At 74.4% G+C, this 21,202-nt stretch carries 20 protein-coding genes; 9 read left to right on the forward strand and 11 right to left on the reverse strand.

Going from position 1 to position 21,202, the window contains the following annotated elements:
- Positions 1–15: 15 nt before the first annotated feature.
- Both AB0K17_RS27440 and AB0K17_RS27445 read right to left on the reverse strand, forming a co-directional pair.
- Positions 16–273 carry a hypothetical protein gene (locus AB0K17_RS27440; RefSeq protein WP_365967418.1) on the reverse strand — a complete coding sequence of 86 codons (258 nt, stop codon included), beginning with the start codon at positions 271–273 and terminating at the stop codon, positions 16–18.
- A gap of 32 nt (positions 274–305) precedes the next feature.
- Positions 306–1,094, reverse strand: a complete 789-nt coding sequence (locus tag AB0K17_RS27445; protein ID WP_365967419.1) for a sigma-70 family RNA polymerase sigma factor — start codon at positions 1,092–1,094, stop codon at positions 306–308.
- Positions 1,095–1,414: 320 nt separating this feature from the next.
- Between AB0K17_RS27445 and rbsK the strand changes: the two genes are divergently transcribed.
- Positions 1,415–2,335, forward strand: a complete 921-nt coding sequence (gene rbsK / locus AB0K17_RS27450) for a ribokinase (RefSeq protein ID WP_365984628.1) — start codon at positions 1,415–1,417, stop codon at positions 2,333–2,335.
- Positions 2,336–2,619: 284 nt separating this feature from the next.
- Here the strand turns inward: rbsK and AB0K17_RS27455 are convergent, their stop codons facing one another.
- Positions 2,620–3,465: a BTAD domain-containing putative transcriptional regulator gene (locus AB0K17_RS27455; RefSeq protein ID WP_365984629.1), complete on the reverse strand. Its 846-nt coding sequence runs from the start codon at positions 3,463–3,465 to the stop codon at positions 2,620–2,622.
- A gap of 551 nt (positions 3,466–4,016) precedes the next feature.
- On the opposite strand from AB0K17_RS27455, the gene AB0K17_RS27460 reads away from it, so the two are divergent.
- From AB0K17_RS27460 to AB0K17_RS27475, 4 genes are read left to right on the forward strand one after another with little or no spacing between them, the layout of a single operon-like run.
- Positions 4,017–4,475, forward strand: coding sequence for a helix-turn-helix domain-containing protein (locus AB0K17_RS27460; protein WP_344436268.1), 459 nt, complete (start codon positions 4,017–4,019; stop codon positions 4,473–4,475).
- Positions 4,476–4,503: 28 nt separating this feature from the next.
- On the forward strand, positions 4,504–5,019 hold the full coding sequence (locus tag AB0K17_RS27465) for an ImmA/IrrE family metallo-endopeptidase (protein ID WP_344436267.1): 516 nt from the start codon (positions 4,504–4,506) through the stop codon (positions 5,017–5,019).
- Positions 5,020–5,024: 5 nt separating this feature from the next.
- On the forward strand, positions 5,025–6,245 hold the full coding sequence (locus AB0K17_RS27470; RefSeq protein ID WP_365984630.1) for an MAB_1171c family putative transporter: 1,221 nt from the start codon (positions 5,025–5,027) through the stop codon (positions 6,243–6,245).
- A gap of 55 nt (positions 6,246–6,300) precedes the next feature.
- Positions 6,301–7,044 carry an alpha/beta hydrolase gene (locus tag AB0K17_RS27475; protein WP_365967422.1) on the forward strand — a complete coding sequence of 248 codons (744 nt, stop codon included), beginning with the start codon at positions 6,301–6,303 and terminating at the stop codon, positions 7,042–7,044.
- A 28-nt stretch (positions 7,045–7,072) separates the two neighbouring features.
- On the opposite strand, the gene panD is transcribed toward AB0K17_RS27475, so the two are convergent.
- From panD to AB0K17_RS27495, 4 genes are all read right to left on the reverse strand, one after another.
- The gene (gene panD / locus AB0K17_RS27480; protein WP_344436263.1) at positions 7,073–7,489 is read right to left on the reverse strand and encodes an aspartate 1-decarboxylase; all 417 of its coding nucleotides are present in this window, start codon (positions 7,487–7,489) and stop codon (positions 7,073–7,075) included.
- A gap of 100 nt (positions 7,490–7,589) precedes the next feature.
- A complete protein-coding gene (locus AB0K17_RS27485) occupies positions 7,590–9,659 on the reverse strand; it encodes a SpoIIE family protein phosphatase (protein WP_365984631.1) in 2,070 nt (689 codons plus the stop codon).
- 146 nt (positions 9,660–9,805) lie between these two features.
- A complete protein-coding gene (locus AB0K17_RS27490) occupies positions 9,806–10,312 on the reverse strand; it encodes an ATP-binding protein (RefSeq protein WP_365967424.1) in 507 nt (168 codons plus the stop codon).
- 220 nt (positions 10,313–10,532) lie between these two features.
- Complete coding sequence (locus AB0K17_RS27495; protein ID WP_365967425.1) at positions 10,533–11,189, reverse strand: DUF4360 domain-containing protein; 657 nt, start codon at positions 11,187–11,189, stop codon at positions 10,533–10,535.
- A 568-nt stretch (positions 11,190–11,757) separates the two neighbouring features.
- Here AB0K17_RS27495 and AB0K17_RS27500 point away from each other — a divergent pair.
- Positions 11,758–12,114: a helix-turn-helix transcriptional regulator gene (locus tag AB0K17_RS27500; RefSeq protein ID WP_365967426.1), complete on the forward strand. Its 357-nt coding sequence runs from the start codon at positions 11,758–11,760 to the stop codon at positions 12,112–12,114.
- 117 nt (positions 12,115–12,231) lie between these two features.
- Here AB0K17_RS27500 and AB0K17_RS27505 read toward each other — a convergent pair whose 3' ends face one another.
- Positions 12,232–13,116 carry a hypothetical protein gene (locus tag AB0K17_RS27505; RefSeq protein ID WP_365984632.1) on the reverse strand — a complete coding sequence of 295 codons (885 nt, stop codon included), beginning with the start codon at positions 13,114–13,116 and terminating at the stop codon, positions 12,232–12,234.
- Positions 13,117–13,331: 215 nt separating this feature from the next.
- Positions 13,332–13,904, reverse strand: coding sequence for an NAD(P)H-dependent oxidoreductase (locus AB0K17_RS27510; RefSeq protein WP_365967429.1), 573 nt, complete (start codon positions 13,902–13,904; stop codon positions 13,332–13,334).
- A 159-nt stretch (positions 13,905–14,063) separates the two neighbouring features.
- Here AB0K17_RS27510 and AB0K17_RS27515 point away from each other — a divergent pair, with 159 nt between their 5' ends.
- On the forward strand, positions 14,064–14,951 hold the full coding sequence (locus tag AB0K17_RS27515) for an alpha/beta hydrolase (RefSeq protein ID WP_365984633.1): 888 nt from the start codon (positions 14,064–14,066) through the stop codon (positions 14,949–14,951).
- On the opposite strand, the gene AB0K17_RS27520 is transcribed toward AB0K17_RS27515, so the two are convergent.
- Positions 14,937–15,893, reverse strand: coding sequence for a LysR family transcriptional regulator (locus AB0K17_RS27520; protein ID WP_365984634.1), 957 nt, complete (start codon positions 15,891–15,893; stop codon positions 14,937–14,939). The genes AB0K17_RS27515 and AB0K17_RS27520 overlap by 15 nt on opposite strands.
- Before the next feature lie 111 nt (positions 15,894–16,004).
- Here AB0K17_RS27520 and AB0K17_RS27525 point away from each other — a divergent pair, with 111 nt between their 5' ends.
- Both AB0K17_RS27525 and AB0K17_RS27530 read left to right on the forward strand, forming a co-directional pair.
- Complete coding sequence (locus tag AB0K17_RS27525) at positions 16,005–16,976, forward strand: isocyanide synthase family protein (protein ID WP_365984635.1); 972 nt, start codon at positions 16,005–16,007, stop codon at positions 16,974–16,976.
- Between the two features lie 39 nt (positions 16,977–17,015).
- Positions 17,016–17,879 (forward strand): TauD/TfdA family dioxygenase, encoded by an 864-nt coding sequence (locus AB0K17_RS27530; protein WP_365984636.1) that lies wholly within the window; start codon positions 17,016–17,018, stop codon positions 17,877–17,879.
- 24 nt (positions 17,880–17,903) lie between these two features.
- Here the strand turns inward: AB0K17_RS27530 and AB0K17_RS27535 are convergent, their stop codons facing one another.
- Entirely contained in the window at positions 17,904–20,537 is a 2,634-nt protein-coding gene (locus tag AB0K17_RS27535; protein ID WP_365967459.1) for a SpoIIE family protein phosphatase, read from the reverse strand.
- Positions 20,538–21,202: the final 665 nt, after the last annotated feature.

A 21,202-nucleotide genomic window follows, 5' to 3' on the forward strand; every position in this document is an offset into this window, starting at 1 on the left:
GGGGCAGGGTCGCAGTCAGCCGCCGGACCCCTCCTTCGCGCGCTTGTGGCGCCCATCCCCCTCCTGATGGGCGCCACTGCCGTTTCCGGGGTCCGCCGGGCGGCCGGCCGCACAGCGCACGGCCGGTCGGGATCCGCTCCCGCCGCCCTCGCCGCCCTCGCCGCTCTCACCGTCCCCGTTGCCGCGGTCGCCGCACGAGGCGCCGGGCAGGTCGGGGACGTCGACGAGCGGTGGCAGGTCGGGGGTGAGGTGGGTGTGGTGCGATGTGGTCATCGGGTGCCTGCTCTTCCATGACGGGCCGCTGCTCAGGCCGCCGCCAGCAGTTGCCGGCGCAGGCGCGCGCAGGTGCGGCTGAGGATGCGGGAGATCTGCATCTGGGAGACGCCCAGGCGGGCGCCGATCTGTTTCTGGGTGAGATTGCCGAAGAACCGCCAGTACAGGACGTAGCGCTCGCGCTCGGAGAGCGTGTCCAGCAGCGGTTTGAGGGCCTGGCGGTCGATGACCAGCTCCAGTGCCCGGTCGGCGCGGCCGAGGGTGTCGGCGAGCGGGAGCTCGTCGGTGCCGGCGACGGGGTGGTCGAGCGAGAGGGTGTGGTGGACGCCGTCGGCGTCCAGGCCGCGTCGCACCTCGTCCTCGGTGAGGCCGGTCTCCGCCACGAGGCGGGCCGTGGTGATCCCGGTGCCGGTGCCGTCCTGTTCGAGGCGGGTGCGCGCGGCCCGTACGGCGGCCCGCAGCTCCTGGTCGCGGCGCGGGATGTGCAGGGCCCACACGTGGTCGCGGACGTGGCGCTTGAGCTCGCCGCTGATGGTGGGGATGGCGAAGGACTCGAAGGCGTAGCCGAGCCGGGGGTCGAAGCGGTCGACGGCGTGGACGAGGGCGAGGGCGGCCACCTGCCGCAGGTCCGCGGGGCTCTCGCCGCACTTGCGGAAGCGCAGGCTGACGCGTTCGGCCATGGGCAGCCAGGCGGCGATCACGTCGTGCCGGAGCCGGTCGCGTTCGGGGCCGGGGGGCATGGTGACCAGGCGCAGGAAGACACCGTCGGTGTCGGGGGCGTCGCGGTGGCGTCCGCGCGGTCGCAGTGGTGTGTCAGCCATGGTCACACTCGTCCCCTCGCTCGTGCGTCAAGGAGTGCCTGCCGGCCGGGACCCCGTCTCGGGGTGCGGTTCGCCCTCGCCCTTCGCCCGGTGACGGGTGGCGGCGGGGCCGGGCCGGCCGGTGTCGGCCACGGTCGTCCCAGCATGACCCCGGTCGGACACGTTCGCGACTCGGAGCTGCGTTTTCCTCACGCACAGCTACGCTCGTGGGAGCGCTGACGCCTGTGCGTGACGGCCGTCACCTGAATGCCACGCCGGTGATGCGGGCAGGCTGGCGATTGCCTGGCCGACCAGGCCAGGAGCGGGAGGACGGAGGAACAGTGCCTGGTTACGACGTACTGGTGGTGGGCTCCGCCAACGCGGACCTCACGGTGCGGGTGGACCGGCGACCCGGGCCCGGCGAGACCGTCACCGGCGGCGACCTCGTCGAGTCGGCGGGCGGCAAGGGCGCCAACCAGGCGGCCGCGGCGGCCCGGCTGGGGGCCCGCACGGCCCTGCTGGCCCGGGTCGGCGACGACGCCCACGGGCAGCTGCTGCTGGACGCCCAGCGACAGGCCGGTACGGACGTGCGGCATGTCCTGGTCGAGCGCGGGGCGCGCACCGGCACCGCGACGATCGTGGTCGGGCCGGACGGCGACAACGCCATCGTGGTCTCCCCGGGCGCCAACGCCCGCCTGTCCCCCGCCGACGTGACGGCTGCCCGCGCACTGGTGGCCGCATCGGCGGTGGTCTCGCTTCAACTGGAGGTGCCGGCGCGGACGGTGCGGGCCGCGGCGGCGGTGGCCGAGGAGGAAGGCGCGCGGGTGGTGTTCAACCCCTCGCCGGCGCCGGCGTCCGTCGACCAGCAGGTGCTGGCGGTGGCCGATCCGCTGGTCGTCAACGAGCACGAGGCGCGGCAACTGTCGCAGGCCGCGGGCGACACGGCCGAGGAGTGGGCCGCGGAGCTGCGGCGTCGCGGGGCGCGGTCGGTGGTCGTGACGCTGGGCGCCGAGGGCGCACTGGTGCTCGGCGCCGACGGGCGCCCGGTGCGGGTGCCGGGCGTACCGGCCGAGGTGGTCGACACGACGGGGGCGGGGGACGCGTTCACCGGGGCGCTGGCGGTACGGCTGGCGGGCGGTGCGTCACTGGAGGAGGCGGCCCGGTTCGCGGTACGGGTGGGGGCGGTGGCCGTGACGCGGCCGGGCGCGCAGCCGTCGTACCCGACGGCGCAGGAGCTGGACCGTCAGGCCGCCGCCGGCTGAGCCGCAGCCACGGCGTCCCGTAGGGGCGCGGGGAACTGCGCGATCAGCCACGACGCGCCCGCAGACGAGGTGCTTCGGTCGCGGGTCGACCGCGGGCCGTCGCGTGGCTGGTCGCGCAGTTCCCCGCGCCCCTACGGGGGTGCAGGCCCCGGAGCCTGTCAGGCGGGTCTTCGTGCGGGCCCGGGGCTTGCCCGGCGAGTCGCGCGGCACCCCGTCTGCGGGCACGTCGTGGCTTGTCGCGCCCGCGCGGCGGCAGCCGCAGATGGGTACTGCCCCGCGCCCCTTCAGGGGCGCCGCGGTGCCGAGCCGCGGATGCGGCCGGGCTGGCGGGGGATCAGGTCGAGGAGGGGCGGCGTGCCGGGCGGCGGTGCCGGCAGGGTGGCCTCCAGGCCGGCCCGGCGGAAGGCGCGCTGGGCCGCGGCCAGGTGGCGGCCGGCCCGGAGCGTGCGGTGGAACGTCTCGCACAGGCGGCCCAGCGCCAGGTTGGCCTCGGCCGCCGGCAGCGGGTCGTCGAGTGCTTCGGCCGCGCACAGGGCGGCCTGGAACGTGGTCTCGGCCTCGTCGACGAAGCCGGCCTCGAACTGGCTCTCGCCCACGCCCAGCAGGGCCCGGCAGGTCTCGGTGCGCCGCGCGCCGAGGTCGGCGGCCGCCATCTCCGTGGCGGGGCCGCCGACGCCGTCCAGCGCCGGTCCGCGCCACAGGGCGAGCGCGCGGATGTACAAGGTGGCGGCCTCCTCGAACTCCTCCTGGACCGCGGCCTCCTCGGCGGCGGCGACCAGGGCCTCGAAGGCGCACACGTCGTCGTGGATGCCGCTCCGCCCGGGGAGCAGCCGGTAGCCGGGCCGGGTGGCGACGATGAGCGGGCCGGTGTGGCCGGCGTCGCGGAAGGCCTTGCGCAGGGCCAGGACCGAGCGGGTGACGGCGGCGCGCGCGGCCAGCGGTGGCCGGTCGCCCCACACGGCGTCGATCAGGGTGCGCATCGGCACGACGCGACCGCGGGCGAGGACGAGCAGGGCCAGGACGACGCGCTGCCTGCGTCCGGTGACGGTGACGGGTCGTCCGCCGACGCGGGCGGCGACCGGTCCCAGCAGGGTGAAGTCGATGGCTGCGGTACGTACGGCGGCGGTCATGGCCGCCTCCCGGCGGCGAGTGGCCGCGGGTGGCCGGGCCGCCTGTGTGAGCGGCAGGCCGCCCGGCCGGATGTCCGCCCCGGCCGCCGGGGCGGGCACGGCTGACCCGCGACTCCCCCCGACCTGACCGCGTTCCGCTCATCCCCCCGTAGACGAGCGGCTCGCGGCCGGCCGGTGGGGCCGGCGGTCCGCCCAGTGGCACGGTGCTCCCACGGCTGCACAACCGTCATGAGCACACCCCCTCCAGCAGGACCTCCGGCCGCCGGCGGATCGCGCACTCGGACGGGGCAGGTGTCTGGAAGCCCGCTCCGTCCAACTGACGTGGATCGCTCCTGGGAGCCGCGTCCAACACCAGTCGATCCGTCGACACCCAGGACGCTAGGCAGCGAGCCCAGGGCCTGTCAACCGGGATTGTTCGGCGGACCGGCGGCGCCGGCTCCGCGGGGCCGGCGCGGGCGGCGCCCACCAGGTCGTCGCGACCGGTACGCGCGGCCGTATGGACCGCTCCCGGCACCCGTAAGCTAGATTGACCGCGGGAGGGAGGTGCGATCATGAACGACTCCGACGCCACGGCCGAGTCCGCGGAGAACACCCTGGCCGACAAGCTCAACCACCTCTTCAGGACGGTGGTACCGGCCGGCCGGGAGCCGTACACCACGGAAGAAGTGGCACGCGAGATCACCGCTGGAGGCGTGCCCATTTCCGGCAGTTACATCTGGCTGCTGCGCAAGGGCCAGCGCAACAATCCGACACTTCGTCACGTCGAGGCACTGGCGAAATTCTTCGGCGTACCTCCGGCCTATTTCTTCGACGACCAGGTGACGGAGGCCGTCAACGCCGACCTCCGGCTGCTGGTGGCTCTGCGGGACACCCAGGTGCAGCGCGTCGCACTCCGCGCGGCCGGGCTGTCCCCCGAGAGCCTGCACTCGATCAATGAAGTGATCGAGCGTGTCCGCGAGTTGGAAGGCCTTCCGACGAACCGGACGAGTCCCCCGGAAAGAAGCGCCTAGTTACGGGAATCCCGTGAATTTCAAGAGGTTGCACCAGCGAAGTCTGGAGCTGGTTCGCGGCCTGGACATTCCATCGCCGTTCGACGTCTGGGAACTGTGCCGCCGGGTTGCCGACCGGCATGGTCGCCCCATTCATCTGGAGGCCGTCCGGCTCCCCGCCGACGGGCCCTGCGGATTGTGGATATCCGCACCGGATGTCGACTACATCTTCTACGAACGCGATACCAGTCCGCTGCACCAGGAACACATCATCGCCCATGAACTGGGCCACGTCGTCTGCGGGCACAAGGAGAACGCCGTCATGGGCGCGGAGACCGCCCGGCTCCTGCTGCCCAACCTGGATCCCCGCATGGTCCAGGGCGTCCTGCAGCGCACGTACTACACCTCGGCCGAGGAGCAGGAGGCCGAGATGGTCGCGTCGCTGATCCTCCAGGAGGCCAATCGCAAGCCCCTGGAACGCAACTGGAGCGTGCCCAGCGAGGCGGCCGCCACCGTCGAGCGGCTCGACCGCTCGCTGCGCGGCACGCATCAGGACGAGGGGTGAGCGGCATGGTCACCGTCTTGCACTCCCTCGGAGCCCTGGCCGCCTGGTGCGGCCTTTTCTATAAAGTACGTGCCCTGCGAAAGGATCCCCGGGATCCGGCACTGCTCGCCCTCTGCGCCGTTTTCGCGCTCTCCGGCATGAGTTTCTTCGTCTCGCTGCCCCCGGTGTGGGTGCAGGTCGACCGGATCACGGGCGTGCCGAACATGGCGGCCGTGCTGGCGCAGTCCTGTGTGCTCTCGCTCGTCTTCGGCCAGCAGGTGGTCCTGACGTACTGGGCCCGCCCGCCGGAGGAGGCGCGGCGGGTGGCGCGGTGGCAACTGGGCTCGTGCGCGGCCGCGGTGGCGGCGCTGATCACGTTGTTCTGTCTGCTGACGCCCACCGACCAGAGGGTGAAGGACTTCACGCTCTATTACGTGCACGACCCCTATTACGTCGCGTACCTCTCCTTGTACATCGCCGTCTATCTGGTCGGCGAAGCGAACGTATGCCGGGTCTGCCGGCGGTACGCGAAGGTCGCCGGGCGCACCTGGTTGCGGCGCGGGCTGCGCGTGACGGCGGCCGGGGCGTTCATCTGCCTGGGCTACGGCGCCGTGCGGGCCGGGAACGTCCTGGGCACGGTCTTCCACTTCGACGTGCGCGCCTGGGAGGACTTCGCCTGGCTGTGCGGCGACGTGGGTTCGGCGCTGACCCTGGTGGGCTGGACACTGCCGGGGTGGGGGCCGCGGGTGGCCTCGGTGGGCAACTGGCTGCGCGCCTACCGCCGCCACCGGCGCCTGTACCCGCTGTGGGCCGCCCTCCACGGGGCCGTGCCCACGATCGCCCTCACGCCGCCGCGCAGCGCCCTGGCCGACCGACTGGCGTTCGGGCAACTGGAGTTCCGGCTCTACCGCCGGGTCATCGAGATCCGCGACGGCCAGCTCGCCCTGCGGGCGTTCGCCGGCCCGGACGAGGAGGAGCGGGCCGACCGCGAGGGCCGGGCCGCCGGGCTGAGCGGTGAGGCGCTGCGCGCCCATGTGGAGGCGGTGCGCACCCGCACCGCGCTGGAACGCCGGGCACAGGGCCGGGCGGCCGCGGCCGCCCGGGCGGAGGAGGACGCGGGGCACGCGGCGCGCACCGACCTGGCGGCGGAGACGGAGTGGCTGGTGCGGGTGGCCACCGCGTTCGCCGCGCTGCCGCGCGTCCCGCGGCAGCCGGCCGGCGAGGGCGTACCTGCGGAAAGGGTGTGAGCGGGGGCGGTTGATACGGTCCTTGACGACCATCAGATCAGTGGGAAGGGCCGCCGTGACCGTACGTTCCGATGTGCACTACGAGTTCGCCACCGCAGAGAACGGCAAGCTCGTCGACATCCTCCGGCCCGCGGCGGGCGGCGAGAAGCTGCCCACCGCCCTGCTGTGGCACGGCATAACCCCCGACGAACGCCACCTGCTGCGGCCGCTGGCCGAGGCGGTGGCGGCCCTGGGCCTGCTGGTCCTGGTGCCCGACTGGCGTTCGGACGAGCCGGACGGCGGTCGGGCGCACCTGCTGGGTTCGCTGGAGTTCGCCCGTACCCGTGCGGCGGCGCTCGGCGGGGATCCGGAGCGGATGGTGGTGGCCGGCTGGTCGGCGGGCGCCCCCGCGGCGCTGGGCCTGGCCCTGCGCCCGGAGGTGACCGGCGGCTGGCGGCCGGCCGCCGTGGTGGGCATCGCCTCGCGCTACGACCTGCCCGCCCGCACGACGGGGGTGGCACCGCTGACGGACCTCGCGGGCCAGGGCCCGGGGCTTCCGCTGCCGGTGCCGGTGAGCCTGGTGCACGGCACCGCGGACCCGCTGATGGACGTGGCCTGCTCCCGGCGGCTGCGCGACGCGCTGTCGGTGGGCCGCTGGCCGGCCTCGCTGGAGGAGGTGGACGCCGACCACGCCGGTCCGGTCATGGCCGCGTACGACCCGGCGACGGACCGCTGCCTGCCGAGCACGGACCCGCGGGTGCTGGCGGCCGGTGCGCTGACCGCCCGGGCGATCGCCCGGGCGGCAGGTGTGGCCGTCTGACGGGCGGCCGCGGCGGCGGGGCGGGCGGTCAGCCCGCCACGCGGTCGCCGCGCAGCAGCCCGGAGCCCTCGGGCACGGCGGCGGGGTCGCCGCCGAGGTCGGCGACGGCGTTGTGCTCGTCGACGAAGACGACCCGCGGGGTGAAGGTGCGGGCCTCGGCGTCGTCCATGGTGCCGTAGGCGATGAGGATGACCAGGTCGCCGGGGCTGATCAGGCGGGCGGCGGCGCCGTTGATGCCGATGACGCCGGAGCCGCGGGGACCGGCGATGACGTAGGTCGACAGGCGCGCCCCGTTGTTGATGTCGACGATGTCGACCTTCTCGCCGGGCAGCAGGTCCGCGGCGTCCATCAGGTCGGCGTCGACGGTCACCGATCCCACGTAGTGCAGGTCGGCCTGCGTCACCGTGGCGCGGTGGATCTTGGACTTCATCATGGTGCGGTACATCGGCACTCCGGGATTCTCGGCTCCCTGCCTGCGTCGGTGCAGGTCAAGGGCGCTTCCCACTATACGGCCCGCACCCGGTGCGGCCCGGGTCGCCCACGGCTCACACCTGCGCAGGGCGCACCCGGGCGACGAGGAGGGCGACGTCGTCCTGGGCGTCGTTCTCGCGGAGCTCGGTGAGCAGCAGGTCGCAGGTGGCCTCCAGGTCCTCGGGGGCGTCGGCGAGGAGGTCGGCCAGGACCTGCAGGCGGTCGTCGATGGCCTCGTCGCGGGTCTCCACCAGGCCGTCGGTGTAGAGCACGAGGCGGTCGCCGGGGGCGAGGGGGACCTCGACGGTCTCGAAGGGCACGCCGCCCACGCCCAGCGGGGCGCCGGTGGGCAGCTCCAGCAGCTGGGGGTGCCGGCCGGGGCGGACGATCACCGGGGGCAGGTGGCCGGCGTTGGCGACGCGGAAGCAGGAGCGGCCGAGGTTGAAGACGGCGTAGACGCAGGTGGCGATCGTCTGGTCGAGACCACTGGCGGTGCGGTCGAGGTGGTGCAGCACCTGGGCGGGGTCCAGGCCCAGCCCGGTGAGGGTGCGGGCGGCCGTGCGCAGCTGTCCCATGGCCGCGGCGGCGGTGATGCCGCTGCCCATGACGTCGCCGACGACCAGGGCGCTCTCGGTGCCGCCCTGGGCGATCACGTCGAACCAGTCGCCGCCGACCTGGCCGGCCGATCCGGCGGGCTGGTAGCGGTAGGCGACCTCCAGGCCCACCAGGTCCGTCGGCCGCTGGGGCAGCAGGCTGCGCTGGAGGGTCAGGGCGGTGGCGCGCTCGCGCTGGTACCAGCGGGCGTTGTCGATGCACACCGCCGCCCGGGCGGCGAGCTCGCCGGCGAGCACCACGTCGTCCTCGTCGAAGGGCTCGGGGTTGCGGGTGCGCTTGAGGTCCAGGGCGCCGAGCACCTCGCCGCGGGCGATGAGCGGCACGGCCATGTACGAGTGCAGCCCGGCGCGGCCCAGCAGCTCGGCGGCCTGCTCGTCGCGGGCGATGCGGGGCAGGTCCTCGGCGGTGACGCGGGGCAGGTGCACGGGCCGGGCGGTGCGCACGCACCGGGTGACCAGCCGGTCGGCGTCGTACTGGGCGATCTCCCCCGGCGGGTCGGCGGCGCGTACGGCGTCGTCGGCGTCGGAGGAGGCGACGGCCAGGGCCCGGAAGACGGCCGTGCCGGGGTCGTCGGCGTGTGCGGTGCCCAGCTGCAGGGCGGTGTCGAGGACGTCGACGGCGGCGACGTCGGCCAGGCTCGGCACGACGACCTCGGCCAGTTCGCGGGCGGTCTGGTCGAGGTCGAGGGTGGTGCCGATCAGGACGGAGGCGTCGGCGATCAGGGCGAGCCGGCGCCGTGCCTCGTCGGCCGCCCGCTGGCGGTCGGTGACGTCGACGACGGAGGCCGCGAGGCCCAGCGGGCGGCCGGCGGGGTCGTCCAGGCGGTAGAAGGAGACCAGGCGGGTGCGGATGCCGAGGGCGGGGTCGGCGACGGGTCCCTGGTGGAACATGTCGAGCATCGGGGTGCCCGTCGCCAGGACCCTGCGCATGTTCGCCTCGACCTCCTGGGTGTCGAGGAAGGGCATGGCCTCGGTGACGGTCCGGCCGATGTGCGACCGGGCGGGCAGGCCCTGCATCTGTTCGAGGGCCGGGTTGACCAGGACGAAGCGCAGCTCGGTGTCGAGGACGGCGAGGCCGATCGGGGACTGGTCCACCAGGCGCAGCGACAGGGCCAGGTCGCGCTCGACGTCGCGCAGGACGGCCCGGTCGGTGGCGATGCCCAGGGCGTAGACGCCGCCGTCCTTGTCCTCCAGGCGCATGTTGCGGAACTCCAGCAGGCGTCTGCTGCCGTCCTTGCACCGCACGGGGAAGGTGCCGGCCCAGATGCCGCCGCCGCTCATGACCTTCACGAAGAGGTCGAGCACCTCGGCGACGTGCTCCTCGTCGACCATGAGCCGGGCCGCGTACTGTCCGAGCGCCTCGGCCGGTGTCCAGCCGAAGAGGTCCTCCGCCTGCGGGCTCCACAGGGTGATCCGGCCGTCCTGGTCGAGGACGACCGCGGCCACGCCGAGCACGTCGAGCAGGCCGCCGGGCTCGTACGGGCTGGCCGCCCGGCCCGTGTCCCGCCGGAATGCGTCGGTGGTGCCCATGCGAGGTCTTCCTTCCGCCCGCTCGGGGTGGTGCGGCGGCCTCGTGCCGGTCCGACCGGCCGGCTTTTCGGATCCCTTCCTCGCCGTCGTGCCGCAACGCCTTCCATGTTCTCTCCGAAACGGCCCGGCGCGCAGCCCGCGGGCGGCTAGCCGGTGGGTGCGGCGTCCGGGAGGGGAAGGGTGAACCAGACGGTCTTGCCGCCGGCGCTGGCGTGGTGGCCCCACGCGGCGGCGATCTGCTCGACGAGCCACATGCCGCGCCCGCCCTCGCTGTCGGGGCCGGCCTCGGAGCACAGCGGCAGGCAGCCGCCGGCGTCGGTGACCTGGGCGAGCAGGTGGCGGGGGGTGCGGCCGATGACGAGGCGGACGTCGCCGCAGCCGGGGGGCACGTGCACGATGGCGTTGGTGACCAGCTCCGACAGCAGCAGTGCGGCGTCGGCGGCAAGCTCGCTCAGGCCCCATTCGGCCAGCAGGCGGTTGCTGAAGCGGCGGGCGGCCGCCACGGAGCCGGGGACGGCGGGCAGGGCGAGGGCCGCGGAGGGCGGGGTGCGGTGGACGGGCCAGGAGGCGGCGGGGTCGTGCAGGCACCAGGGGGCTGCGCGGTCCGGCCGGGCGAGGAGTCCCCGAGGGGCGGTGACCGGCTCGGGACTCACGGTGTCGCGGCTGAAAGCAGGCATCGGGCTCTGGGGCGGTCGAGGGGGTGGAATCCCCCAACAGTCGCTCGGTTTCCGCCACAGGTCTATACCCTACGGGTGACTCTGTGGTCACAGCGAGCGATAGAGGCAGGTGGGACAGGTGGTTTTCGCCACAAAGTCGCTGTGAGCGAGGACACGTGCCCGGGCGCAGGGGTCGGACCCGCGCCCGGGCGGGCCCTCAGGAGGATCTGGGGCATTCCTTCCAGGCCAGGTGGTAGATCGTGTTGATGCTGCCGTCGGTGGAGTCCATGGTCATGAAGCTGGTGGTCTTCGAGGGGTCGGAGGTGCCGGCGTTGACCCGCAGCTCGGTGTTGATGTTGAAGTTGCGCAGCTCGCCGCAGGGCGCCCAGACCAGCGAGGCGATGGGCACGGCGTCGGTGGCCTGCCAGTTGTCGGAGTACGAGCCGCGGAAGGTGTGGCTGCTCGGGGTCGTCACGGGCGACCCCTGGAAGTAGTACGAGGCCTTCTCCACGCCGTAGGCGCCGCCCTGGAGCTGGGCGTAGCCGCGGTAGTCGGCGCTGGCGATGGCGTAGGTGAAGCCCTGGGGGACGTGCACGTTCAGGCTGAGCTGGCAGTTCTTGCGGAAGTCGGTGGGCTTGGAGCCCACGCCGACCTGGGCGAGGTAGTCGCTGTAGGTCACGGTGAAGGCCGTGTTGTCGGGCGAGACCGCGACGGCGGCGGTCCCGGCCGGGCAGCCCGAGCCGTTGACGGTGGCGACCTCGATGACGATCTTGTCCGGCGGCGGGTTGGTGATGACCGAGGACGGGGCGTTCGTCGACAGCGGCGTCGCCAGTAATGCGGCGATCGCGCCGGCGGTGAGCAGGCCGGTGGGCATGGTGCTCCAATCGGTTGTCCACGGGGCCGCGCAGGACCCGTGGGAGGGACGAATTCCGGTCTGCCGCCCGTGCAGTGCGCACGGCGCCCCCGAGCGGTGGGGGTGGGCGGCGGGACCTGGTGCGATGCGGGCGGCGGGAGGAAGTGTCGGCCGGTGGGCGCCCTGCGTGCGGCCGGCCCGGGCGGACGGCGCGTCACACCCAAACGAAGCCATGCGCATGACAATCCACCGGCCCTCCCGGGCCCGTGGGACTCGGAGCGCTCCGCATGGTAGGGGCGGGGCCGGGGGTTGAGAAGACTCCTCGTCACCGGCGCCTGCGCCCCGGCGTGACGCCGCCGCCGGGGTGAATTCCCGGGATCTGGCCGAAAGTTGTCGTCAACCTCTTCTTCCCAGGTCACCGGCCGAGGAAGGGGATCCTCCTCATGAGGACGACCTGTTCTTCGTCCCGCATCCGGCTTTTAGCCAGGGCTAAAGGTGGCATGCTGCATCCAGGGACATCCCCAGGGCGCGCGCCCACCGGCCCGTCAGGGGCGCGCGCGACGGTGACGGCGGACGGGTGGGGGCGGTCATGGCCTGGCGGAAGAGCACCGAGAGCGGTCACGCGGCACAGGAGGCGGGGGCCCGGCTGGCCCGCCGCACCACGGCATCGCTGGCCGGGCTGCTGGCCGAACGCGAGATGACCCGCAAGGACCTGGCCGACCGCATGGGCGTCTCCCCCGGCCGCGTCAGCCAGATCCTCTCCGGCGACGAGAACCTCACCCTGCGCTCGCTCGCCGCCGTCGCCGAATCCCTCGACGCGAGAGTCGAGATCACCTTCCTGGACGCCGCCCCGCGACCGGCCGACGGCCCGGCCGGGGAATCCCCGGCGCAGCACACCCCGCAGCCGTCCCCGGCACTCCCCTACGCCCGCTCGCCCCACCGCTGAGCGCCCCGCAGGTGCGCCCCACAGGGGCGCGGGGCAGTGCTTGCCGATCCGCGGCTGCCGCCGCGCGGGCGCGAACGGCCACCGACGGCGGCCACCGACGGCCCGCAGGCGAACGCGCTACCTCTGGACCCCATCTGCGGGCGCGTCGTGGCTTGTCGCGCAGTTCCCCGCGCCCCTACGGGGCACGCTTGCCTCGGCGGACGGCTGCGGCCCGGCCCCGCCGGCCCGGCTCTCCTGCTCCCCCGCCGGCTCCGGCAGATAGCGCTGCTTGAGCGCCTCCAGGCGGGCGGCTCCGTCGCGCTTGCCGTGTGCATGCTCGAGCTCCAGCAGGAACTGCAGGTACTGCTCGGCCTCGCCGAACGCCCGCCGCACCTGCCGCAGCTCCTCGCGGTGCGGCCCGCGGCCCTGCTGCTGGCAGGCCTTCTCCACCTTCGTCTCCAGGGTGATCCACTTCTGGGCCGCGCCCCGCACGTCCTGGTACCGCTGGTTGATCTCCCGCCTGAGGTGGGTGCGGGTGCGGCCGGTGCGCCCGGGCACGTCCACCCGCAGCAGCAGGTGCCGGCGGACGTCGCCGGCGAAGGCATCGAGGTCCCAGCAGTCGCGGAAGCCGGTGGCCAGGCGCTCGCACCAGGCGGCGCGGTCGGCGCGCAGCCGCAGCGCGAGCTGGTGCAGCAACAGGGAGTTGCCGAGGGTCAGCACGGCCAGGGCCGCGCGGCTGCCGTTCTGCTCGCCGCGGCCGCGCGGCAGGACGCCCCAGCCGGTGACGGCACCGACGGCCAGCGGCGGCACGCTGGAGGCGTGCGGCAGCAGCAGGCCGCTGGCCAGGGCGGCCATGCCGGAGGTCCACAGCACCACGCACAGGGCCAGCGCGGACGAGCGGGCGGTGCCCAGCAGCCGGCCCTCCTCGCGGAAGCGGGCGACCAGACACACCCAGGTGACGGGGGCGCAGACCGCGGCGGGCAGCAGCCATTCGGAGACGACGGTCGCCCGGTCCAGTACCACTTCGTCTCCCCGTACCCTCGCGCATGCCGCCGGATCGCGCCGCGCGCACGGCTCGTGCACCGGCGCGGCGACCGGACGATCGTCCCACCGCGCCGGTTACGGCGTGCGACGAACCGGTAAGGCTCTGGGGCCGACCGAAAGGATCGCGCCATCGCGCACGACGGCCGGTCCGCGCCCCCGGGGCACGGACCGGCCGGTCGCAGGCGGGTGCCGCGTCAGGCGGCCCGGTCGGCGCGCACCTTCTCGACCAGGGCGCCGACGACGCCGGCGAGCGCGGCGCGCAGCTCCTCGTCCACGGGCAGGCCGTCCTCGCCGAGGGCCTCGTGGGCCTTGGCGATGCACAGTTCCTCGCCGACGACCTCGACACCGGAGTTGGTGAGGACCTTGCGCAGTTCGGCCTGGGCCCACTTGGCGCCGAAGGCGCTGGGGCTCGCGCCGACGACGGCCGCCGTGCGGCCGCCCAGGGCGGAGGCGCCGTAGGGGCGGGAGGCCCAGTCGAGGGCGTTCTTCAGCTGGCCCGGCACGGAGGAGTTGTATTCGGGGGTGGCGAACAGCAGGGCGTCGGCGGACTCGATGGCCGCGCGCAGCTCGCGTACGCCGGCGCCGGGCTCGGCCTCGTGGTCCTCGTCGAACGGCTGGACGGCGGCCAGGCCGTCCCAGATCTCCACCTTGGCGTCGGTGCCGGCCAGCGCAGCGGCGGCGCGCAGGACGGCGGTGTTCACGGACGCCGCCCGCAGGCTTCCGGATATCGCGAGGATGCGGACGGGTTCGGTGGCAAGGGCGTTCATGTGGTCATGTCTCCTTGAAGGAAAAAGGAAGAAGGAAGAAGCGAACAAAAAGCCGTGCAGAGTCGGAAGGTAGCACCCGGGGCGCCCGCGCCACGTCCCCAATTACCCGCGGGTCGCACCGGCTTGCGGGGCTTACCGTCGCGCCGGGGCGATGCGACGATGGCCGGGTCCGTGCTCGACTCGCTGCCGTACGACGGGGGATGGTGCGCCATGGGTCGGGACGTGCTCACCAGGCCGGCACCGCCACCGCCGTGCACCGAGCGCTACGGCAGGCACGGGGAACACGTGGTGGAGGTGTGGCCGGCGCCGCGGGCGCGGGCACCGGTGGTCCTGGTGGTGCACGGGGGGTTCTGGCGGGCCGCGTACGACCGTCGGCACCTGCGGCCCATGGCGCACGCGCTGGCCGCGCGCGGCTACATGGTGGTGGTGCCGGAGTACCGCCGCACCGGCGCGGGCGGTGGCTGGCCCGGCACGTTCGACGACATCGCGGCCGCCACGGACGCGGTGGGGCCCCTGGCCCTGCGCTACGACGCCGATCCCGCCCGGCAGGTGTGGGCCGGGCACTCGGCCGGCGGCCACCTGGTGCTGTGGGCCGCCGCCCGGCACCGGCTGCCCGCCCGCTCGCGCTGGCACCGGCCCCCGGCCGGCGCCGGCGTGCTGTGTCTCGCGGGCTGTACGTCGCTGGGGCTGGCCGCCCTGTGGGACCTCGACGGCGGCGCGGTACGGGCCCTGTTGGGCGGTGCGCCCGCGCGGGTGCCGCAGCGCTACGCCCTGGCCGACCCCGGGTGGCTGCTGCCGGCCGGGGTGCGCGCGAGGCTGCTGCACGGCACCGCGGACGCGCAGGTGCCGCTCGCGATGAGCCGGGCGTACGCGGCCCGGGCGCGGCGGCTGGGCGACGCGGTGACGCTGGAGGAGCTGCCGGGAGCCGACCACTTCGCGCCGATCGACCCGCGCTCGCCGGTCTGGCCGAGGGTGCTGGCCGCCGTGGCCGACCTCGCCGACACCGGGGCCGCGGCCGGGCCCGGCGTGCGGTCAGCGCACGACTGAGGGGTTCTCGGCCAGCCAGTCGAGGTAGTGCGGGCTGCGCCGCACGGCTGCGGCGTAGACCCGGTCGGCCCGGGCGGCGACGGCGGGCGCGTGGTCGCCGAGGGCGCCGCGCCGGTGCCACAGCAGGAGGTGGCGGATGCGCAGGGGCGTGCCCGCGAGCGGGCGGGGCACGACGCCGGGCGTCCCGCGGAAGGTGGCCTGCCCCAGGCCCACGGCCTGGCCGTCGGCGATGAGTTCGCGGGCGGCGCCGGCCTCGGCGTCGTGCCGGACGGCCGGGGTGAAGCCCGCCCGGGCACAGGCCTCGCTGAAGACCTCGAAGAGCCCGTTGCCCTGGTTGGCGGGCAGCGTCCAGTCGGCGTCGGCGAGGTCGGCGAGGTCGACGACGGGGCGGGTGGCCTGAGGATGGGTGGCGGGCAGCAGGACGAAGGCGGGTTCGACGGCGACGGTCACCCGGCCGAGGTCGGCGGGCAGTTCGGCGCCGGGACGCAGGAACTCGGTGCCGGTGGCCAGGTCCTGCTGGCCGCTGGCCACCAGCGCGGCCGCGGTGGCCAGGCTCGCCTCGGTGCGCAGGGTGGGCCGGGAGCCGGGGAAGAGGTCCTGCAACTCGCGGACCAGGCCGACCGCGAGCGGGCCGGGCGTGGCGACGTAGCGCAGGGGCCGGCGGCCGCTGGTGGAGCCGGCGTGCAGCGCAGACTCGCGCTGGATCGCCTCGATGCCGGGCAGCACCGAGCGGGCCCGGGCGAGCACGAACTCGCCCAGCGCGGTGGGGGCGGCGCCCTGCCGCGAGCGGACGAACAGCGCGCCGCCCAGGAGGCGTTCGATGCGCCGGATCTGTGCGGCCAGGCTCGGCTGGGAGACGCCCAGCGCGGCGGCCGCCCGGGTGATGCTGCCGGCCTCGGCTATCGCGCAGACCACTTTGAGATGGCGAACTTCCAGGTCCATAACCGCATCCTATGGATCAATGGGATTACTTGAAAGTTCCAGCTCTCGCCAGGATGGCAGGTCACTGCATCGCACCGGAAGACTGCACCGAATCAGAAGGATGGCCCCACGATGGACGACTCCGACGTCCGACGCACCGCACAGCGCGTCATGGAGCTGGTGCTGCGGCACCAGCGCACGGCGTCGGCGCACGACGCCCGCCCGCCGGCCGGCGGCTCCTGCCCCGCCTGCCGCGACGCCCACCTGCCGCAGGTGGAGCGGTACGTGGCCGCCGGCGAGCCCGTACTCTTCGTGCTGCCCGCCTTCCCCGGCAAGTCCCCGAACACCGCCAAGGTGCTGGGCGCCCTGCCCGACACGGCCGAGCGCCTCGCGCTGGAGTTCCTCGCCGGGCTGACCCGGCGCATCCGCGAGGTGTACGCGCCGGGTGCACGGATCCTCATCTGCTCCGACGGCCGGGTCTTCGGTGACGTCGTCGGCATCCCCGACGCGGACATCACCGCCTACCAGCAGGAGATGCGGCACCTCATCGACGCCCTGCCGCAGCCCGCCGGGATCGACCTGTTCAACCTGGAGGACATCCCCGAGCTGGCCGGGCTCGGCCACGACCGGATGCGCGAGGTGCTGTGCGAGCAGTACGCCGAGCCGCTGGAGGAGTTGCGCGCACGGGTGCGCGCCGGCGAGGAGGTCGCCCTGTACCGGGCCATGACCCGCTTCCTGTTCGAGGACGCCAACACCCCCGAGTACCCCGGCAGCCGCGCCGCCCTCCAGCGCGATGCCCGCACCCGGGCGTACGCGGTCATGCAGCGCAGTAAGGCATGGGGCGACCTGCTCGGCGACCGCTTCCCCGGCGCCGTGCGGCTGTCGATCCACCCGCACCCGTGCGGCGCGGAGAAACTCGGCATCCACCTGGTGGACACCCCCGACAACTGGCTCACTCCTTGGCACAGCGTGGCGCTGCGCACGGCCGGCGGCGACTATGTGCTGATGAAGCGTCAGGAGGCCGAGGAGCTGGGCGCCGAACCGGTGCTCGTGGACGGCCGGCCCGCCCACTACGCGCTGCCCGCCGCCGTCGCCGCCGCCTGAGCGGACACCCGCCCCCTCCCCCCGACCCGAGGACATCCCATGACCACTGCCGCAGCCGGCGAGCGGATCGCCGGCCACCCGCTCGTGCCCCTGGAGCCGTTCGGCGTCCGCATCGACGCCGCGACGCCGGACGCCCGCGTCGGCGACCTGCCCGTGGAGCGGCTGCGCGAGCTGGCCCGCGCCCACCACCTGCTGCTCCTGCGCGGCTTCGCCGGACCGCGCGACGCCGACGAGCTCACCGAGTACTGCACCCGGTGGGGCGAGATCGGCATGTGGCCCTACGGGCCCGTGCTCGAACTGGTCGAGCACGAGCAGCCCGTCGACCACATATTCGACCACCGGTACGTGCCGCTGCACTGGGACGGCATGTACCGCGAGGAGATCGCCGAGTTCCAGATCTTCCACTGCGTCACCGCCCCCGGCGAGCACGAGGGCGGGCGCACCACCTTCTCCCAGACCGAGGCCGTCCTGCGCACGGCCGACCCGGCGCACCGCCGGCTGTGGGAGCAGGTCACCGGCCGCTACAGCCGGGACGCCTCGCAGTACGCCGGCGAGTGCCTCTCCCCCGTCGTCACCACCTCCCCCGCCGGCTACGCCGTCATCCGCTACAACGAGCCCGTGCCGCCGGGCGAGACGTTCCTGAACCGCCCCGAGCTGCGGTTCTCCGGCGTGCCCGAGGAGCAGCTGGCGGAGTTCCACCGCACCCTGCAGGCGGCCCTGCACGATGCGCGTCACCTGTACGCGCACGCCTGGCGCACCGGCGACGTCGTGGTCGCCGACAACTACACGCTGCTGCACGGCCGCGAGGCCTTCGCCAGCCGCTCGCCGCGCCACCTGCGGCGCGTGCACGTGCTCGGCGACCCGCCGCTGCACAACGACGCCCTGGTGACCTCCCGGGGCTGAGCGCCACCCGTCGCGGGGCCGGCCTCAGAACACGTCCAGCAGGTCGATGCCCGCCAGGCCCGCGCCGGTCAGGGACTGCTCCGACCAGATGACCTTGCCGCCCGGCACGTACCGGGTGCCCCACCTGTCCGCCAGCTGGGCGACGAGGAACAGGCCCCGGCCGCCCTCGTCCTCCTCGGCGGCGTAGCGCAGGTGGGGCGAGGTGCTGCTGGTGTCGGAGACCTCGCAGATCAGGGTGCGGTCGCGCAGCAGCCGTACCCTGATCGGCCCCGAGGCGTGCCGGATCGCGTTGGTGATCAGCTCGCTGAGGATCAGCTCGGTGGTGAAGGACAGCTCCTCCAGATCCCACTGCGACAGCTGCCGGGTGACGTCCCCGCGGGCGCGGCCGACGACCGCCGGGTCGGCCGGCAGCTCCCACTCGGCGATGTCCTGCGGGGCGATCAGATGCGTACGGGCCACCAGCAGGGCGATGTCGTCGGTCTGCCGGTCCGGCAGCAGGGCGCCCAGGAGGGCCTCGCAGGTGTCCTGCGGGCTGCGGTCCGCCACGGCCAGGGTGCTGGTGAGGATGCGCAGGCCCGTGTCGATGTCGCGACGGCGGTCCTCGATCAGGCCGTCCGTGTACAGCACCAGGCTGCTGCCCTCCGGCAGATGCATCTCGGCCGCCTCGAAGGGCAGCCCGCCCAGGCCCAGCGGCGGCCCCGCCGGCATCTCGGGGAACTCCACCGTGCCGTCGGGATGCACCAGCGCGGGCAGCGGGTGGCCGGCCCGGGCCAGGGAGCACATGCCGGTCGAGGGGTCGTAGATGGCCACCAGGCAGGTGGCACCGGCCACGGCGGAGTCGCCGTCGCCCTCGTCCGCCTCCTGGTCCATCCGGGTGACCAGCTCGTCGAGGTGCCCCAGCAGCTCGTCCGGCGGGATGTCCAGGGCGGAGAAGTTCTGCACGGCCGTACGCAGCCGGCCCATCGTCGCCGCCGCGTGCAGACCGTGGCCCACCACGTCGCCGACGACCAGGGCGACCCGGGCCCCCGGCAGGGGGATGACGTCGAACCAGTCGCCGCCCACCCCCGCCTGGGCCGGCAGGTAGCGGTAGGCGACGTCGAGGGCGTTCTGCTCGGGCAGGGCGCGCGGCAGCAGGCTGTGCTGCAAGGTGACGGCCATGGCGTGCTCGCGCGTGTAGCGGCGGGCGTTGTCGATGCACACGGCAGCCCGGGCCGCCAGCTCCTCGGCCAGGGACAGATCCTCCTCCTCGAAGGGCCCGCTGTCGCGGCCCCGCCAGAAATTGGCGATGCCCATCAGCACACCGCGGGCCTTGAGCGGCACGGTGATCAGCGACTGCAGACCGAAGTCCAGCACGGCCTGGGTGCGCTCCTGGTCCTGGGTGCGCCAGCCCTTCGAGGTCTGCAGATCCCCCACCAGGACGGGACTGCCGCTGACGAACCCCGTCGCCTGCGGGGTCGGCCCGGCGAAGGTGACGAGCTGGCCCGCCTTGTACAGCGGCGGATTCCGGGTGACCCCGTTGAGCGCCACCCGGCGCACCACCGCCTCGTCCCCGCGCACCGCCCCGCTCGGCTCCTCGCCCCGCAGGACCGGCTCGGCCAGGTCCACGGTGGCGTAATCGGCGAAGCCCGGCACGGCCACCTCCGTCAGCTCCTCCGCGGTGCGCTGCACGTCCAGCGTGGTGCCGACGCCCACACTCGCGTCGTACAGCAGCCGCAGCCGGCTGCGGGCCACCTCCGCGCGCCCCGCCAGCGCCCGCAGCTCCGTGGAATCCCGCAGGGTCGCCACACTGCCGGGCGGGCCGCCGCCGCGGTCCGTCGGCCGGTTGTTGACCGCCAGCAGCCGGTCGCCGACCGGCAGCACCTCGTCGCTGGCCACGCGCCGCGACTGCAGCAGTTCCGCCATCCGGGGGTCCAGACCCAGCGAACCCACGGCGCGGCCCTCGACGTCCTCCGGCAGGTCCAGCAGGCGCCGCGCCTCGTCATTGGCCAGCACCACGCGGCCGTCGCCGCCGACGATGACCACACCCTCGCGCACGGCGTGCAGAACCGCGTCGTGGTGGTCGTACATCCGGGTCATCTCGGCCGGCCCCAGACCACGCGTCTGGCGCCGCAACCGCCGCGACACCAGGGCCGTACCGGCCGTGGCCAGCACCAGGGAGACCGCGCCCGCCCCGATGACCAGCGGCAACTGCTGGTCGACCGCACTACTGACGGAGGCCACCTTCAGCCCCGACGACACCATGCCGACGACCCGGCCACCGTCCGTGACCGGGACCACGACCTGCAGCTCCTGGCCCAGGGGCCCGTTGACCTGCTCGATGGTCGTATGGCCGCTCAGCGACGGGGCGATCGTGCCGACGAAACGCTTGCCGATCAGCTTCGGGTCCGGGTGGGTGTAGCGGATGCCCTGCCGGTTCATCACCACGATGAAGTCCACGCCGCCCTGCCGCGCCGCATCCAACGACAACGGCTGCAGCACGGAACTCGGATCCGGCCCGCGCAACGTCTGCGCCATACCGGGGCCGTGGGCGAACGCCTCGGCAGCGGCGAGCGAGCGGTCGCGCGCCGCCTGGAATCTGTCGCTCCGCGCCTGGATCAGCAGGGTCACCGCCGCGGCCACGACGAGCAGCAGCACGATCAGCACCTGCAGCACGAACATCTGACCAGCGACACTGCGGGTGCCCGCCACGGCGAACCAGCGGCCCGAGGGCCTCCAGGTGCGGCCCCGGATTCGGGCCATACCCCATGTCTACCCCGGCCACCGACACGACGCGAACGATACGACCCCCGCCGGGGCCCCCGCCGGCCGCCGGCGGGGGCCCCGGCGGGGGCCTGCGGGGCCCTGCCGGGGCGGGGCGCGGCCTGCCCCTGGGCCCGGGCCCGGGGCGGCACCGGCCCCTGCCGGGGGGCGGTGCCCCGCTGCCCCCAGGGTGGGGCGGGGGCGCGGCCCCCAGGGGCCCAAGCCGGGCCGGCAGGCCCGACGAGAGCGGCTGCGGGATCCAGCCGGGACGGGGGCCGGGGCGCGGGCCCTGCCGGGGCAAGGGCGGGGACAGGCCCCATCGGGGGCCCGTCGGGGCGCGGTGGGCACGAGGCCGCCGAGCCCATGGGGGCCGGCCAGCCCATGAGAACGGGGCGCGGTCCTAGAGCGTGTCCGGCGGATCATGCAGTGCCCCGTAGGGGCGCGGGGAACTGCGCGATCAGCCCGCGACGGCCCGCAGCTGACACACCACCCCGAGGGGCCGACTGCGGGCACGTCGTGGCTTGTCGCGCAGTTCCCCGCGCCCCTACGGGGCGCCGTGGTGGCACGTGACGACGATCCGCCGG

The organism is Streptomyces sp. NPDC049585, from assembly GCF_040675615.1.
Taxonomy (GTDB): Bacteria; Actinomycetota; Actinomycetes; order Streptomycetales; family Streptomycetaceae; genus Streptomyces; species Streptomyces luteosporeus.

Excerpts from the sequence above, each read along its gene's own strand:
- AB0K17_RS27440 (WP_365967418.1), bottom strand. The coding sequence starts at position 273 with ATGACCACATCGCACCACACCCACCTCACCCCCGACCTGCCACCGCTC.
- AB0K17_RS27445 (WP_365967419.1), bottom strand. The coding sequence starts at position 1,094 with ATGGCTGACACACCACTGCGACCGCGCGGACGCCACCGCGACGCCCCC.
- AB0K17_RS27455 (WP_365984629.1), bottom strand. The coding sequence starts at position 3,465 with ATGACCGCCGCCGTACGTACCGCAGCCATCGACTTCACCCTGCTGGGA.
- AB0K17_RS27460 (WP_344436268.1), top strand. The coding sequence starts at position 4,017 with ATGAACGACTCCGACGCCACGGCCGAGTCCGCGGAGAACACCCTGGCC.
- AB0K17_RS27470 (WP_365984630.1), top strand. The coding sequence starts at position 5,025 with ATGGTCACCGTCTTGCACTCCCTCGGAGCCCTGGCCGCCTGGTGCGGC.
- panD (WP_344436263.1), bottom strand. The coding sequence starts at position 7,489 with ATGTACCGCACCATGATGAAGTCCAAGATCCACCGCGCCACGGTGACG.
- AB0K17_RS27485 (WP_365984631.1), bottom strand. The coding sequence starts at position 9,659 with ATGGGCACCACCGACGCATTCCGGCGGGACACGGGCCGGGCGGCCAGC.
- AB0K17_RS27495 (WP_365967425.1), bottom strand. The coding sequence starts at position 11,189 with ATGCCCACCGGCCTGCTCACCGCCGGCGCGATCGCCGCATTACTGGCG.
- AB0K17_RS27500 (WP_365967426.1), top strand. The coding sequence starts at position 11,758 with ATGGCCTGGCGGAAGAGCACCGAGAGCGGTCACGCGGCACAGGAGGCG.
- AB0K17_RS27510 (WP_365967429.1), bottom strand. The coding sequence starts at position 13,904 with ATGAACGCCCTTGCCACCGAACCCGTCCGCATCCTCGCGATATCCGGA.
- AB0K17_RS27515 (WP_365984633.1), top strand. The coding sequence starts at position 14,064 with ATGGCCGGGTCCGTGCTCGACTCGCTGCCGTACGACGGGGGATGGTGC.
- AB0K17_RS27520 (WP_365984634.1), bottom strand. The coding sequence starts at position 15,893 with ATGGACCTGGAAGTTCGCCATCTCAAAGTGGTCTGCGCGATAGCCGAG.
- AB0K17_RS27525 (WP_365984635.1), top strand. The coding sequence starts at position 16,005 with ATGGACGACTCCGACGTCCGACGCACCGCACAGCGCGTCATGGAGCTG.
- AB0K17_RS27530 (WP_365984636.1), top strand. The coding sequence starts at position 17,016 with ATGACCACTGCCGCAGCCGGCGAGCGGATCGCCGGCCACCCGCTCGTG.
- AB0K17_RS27535 (WP_365967459.1), bottom strand. The coding sequence starts at position 20,537 with ATGTTCGTGCTGCAGGTGCTGATCGTGCTGCTGCTCGTCGTGGCCGCG.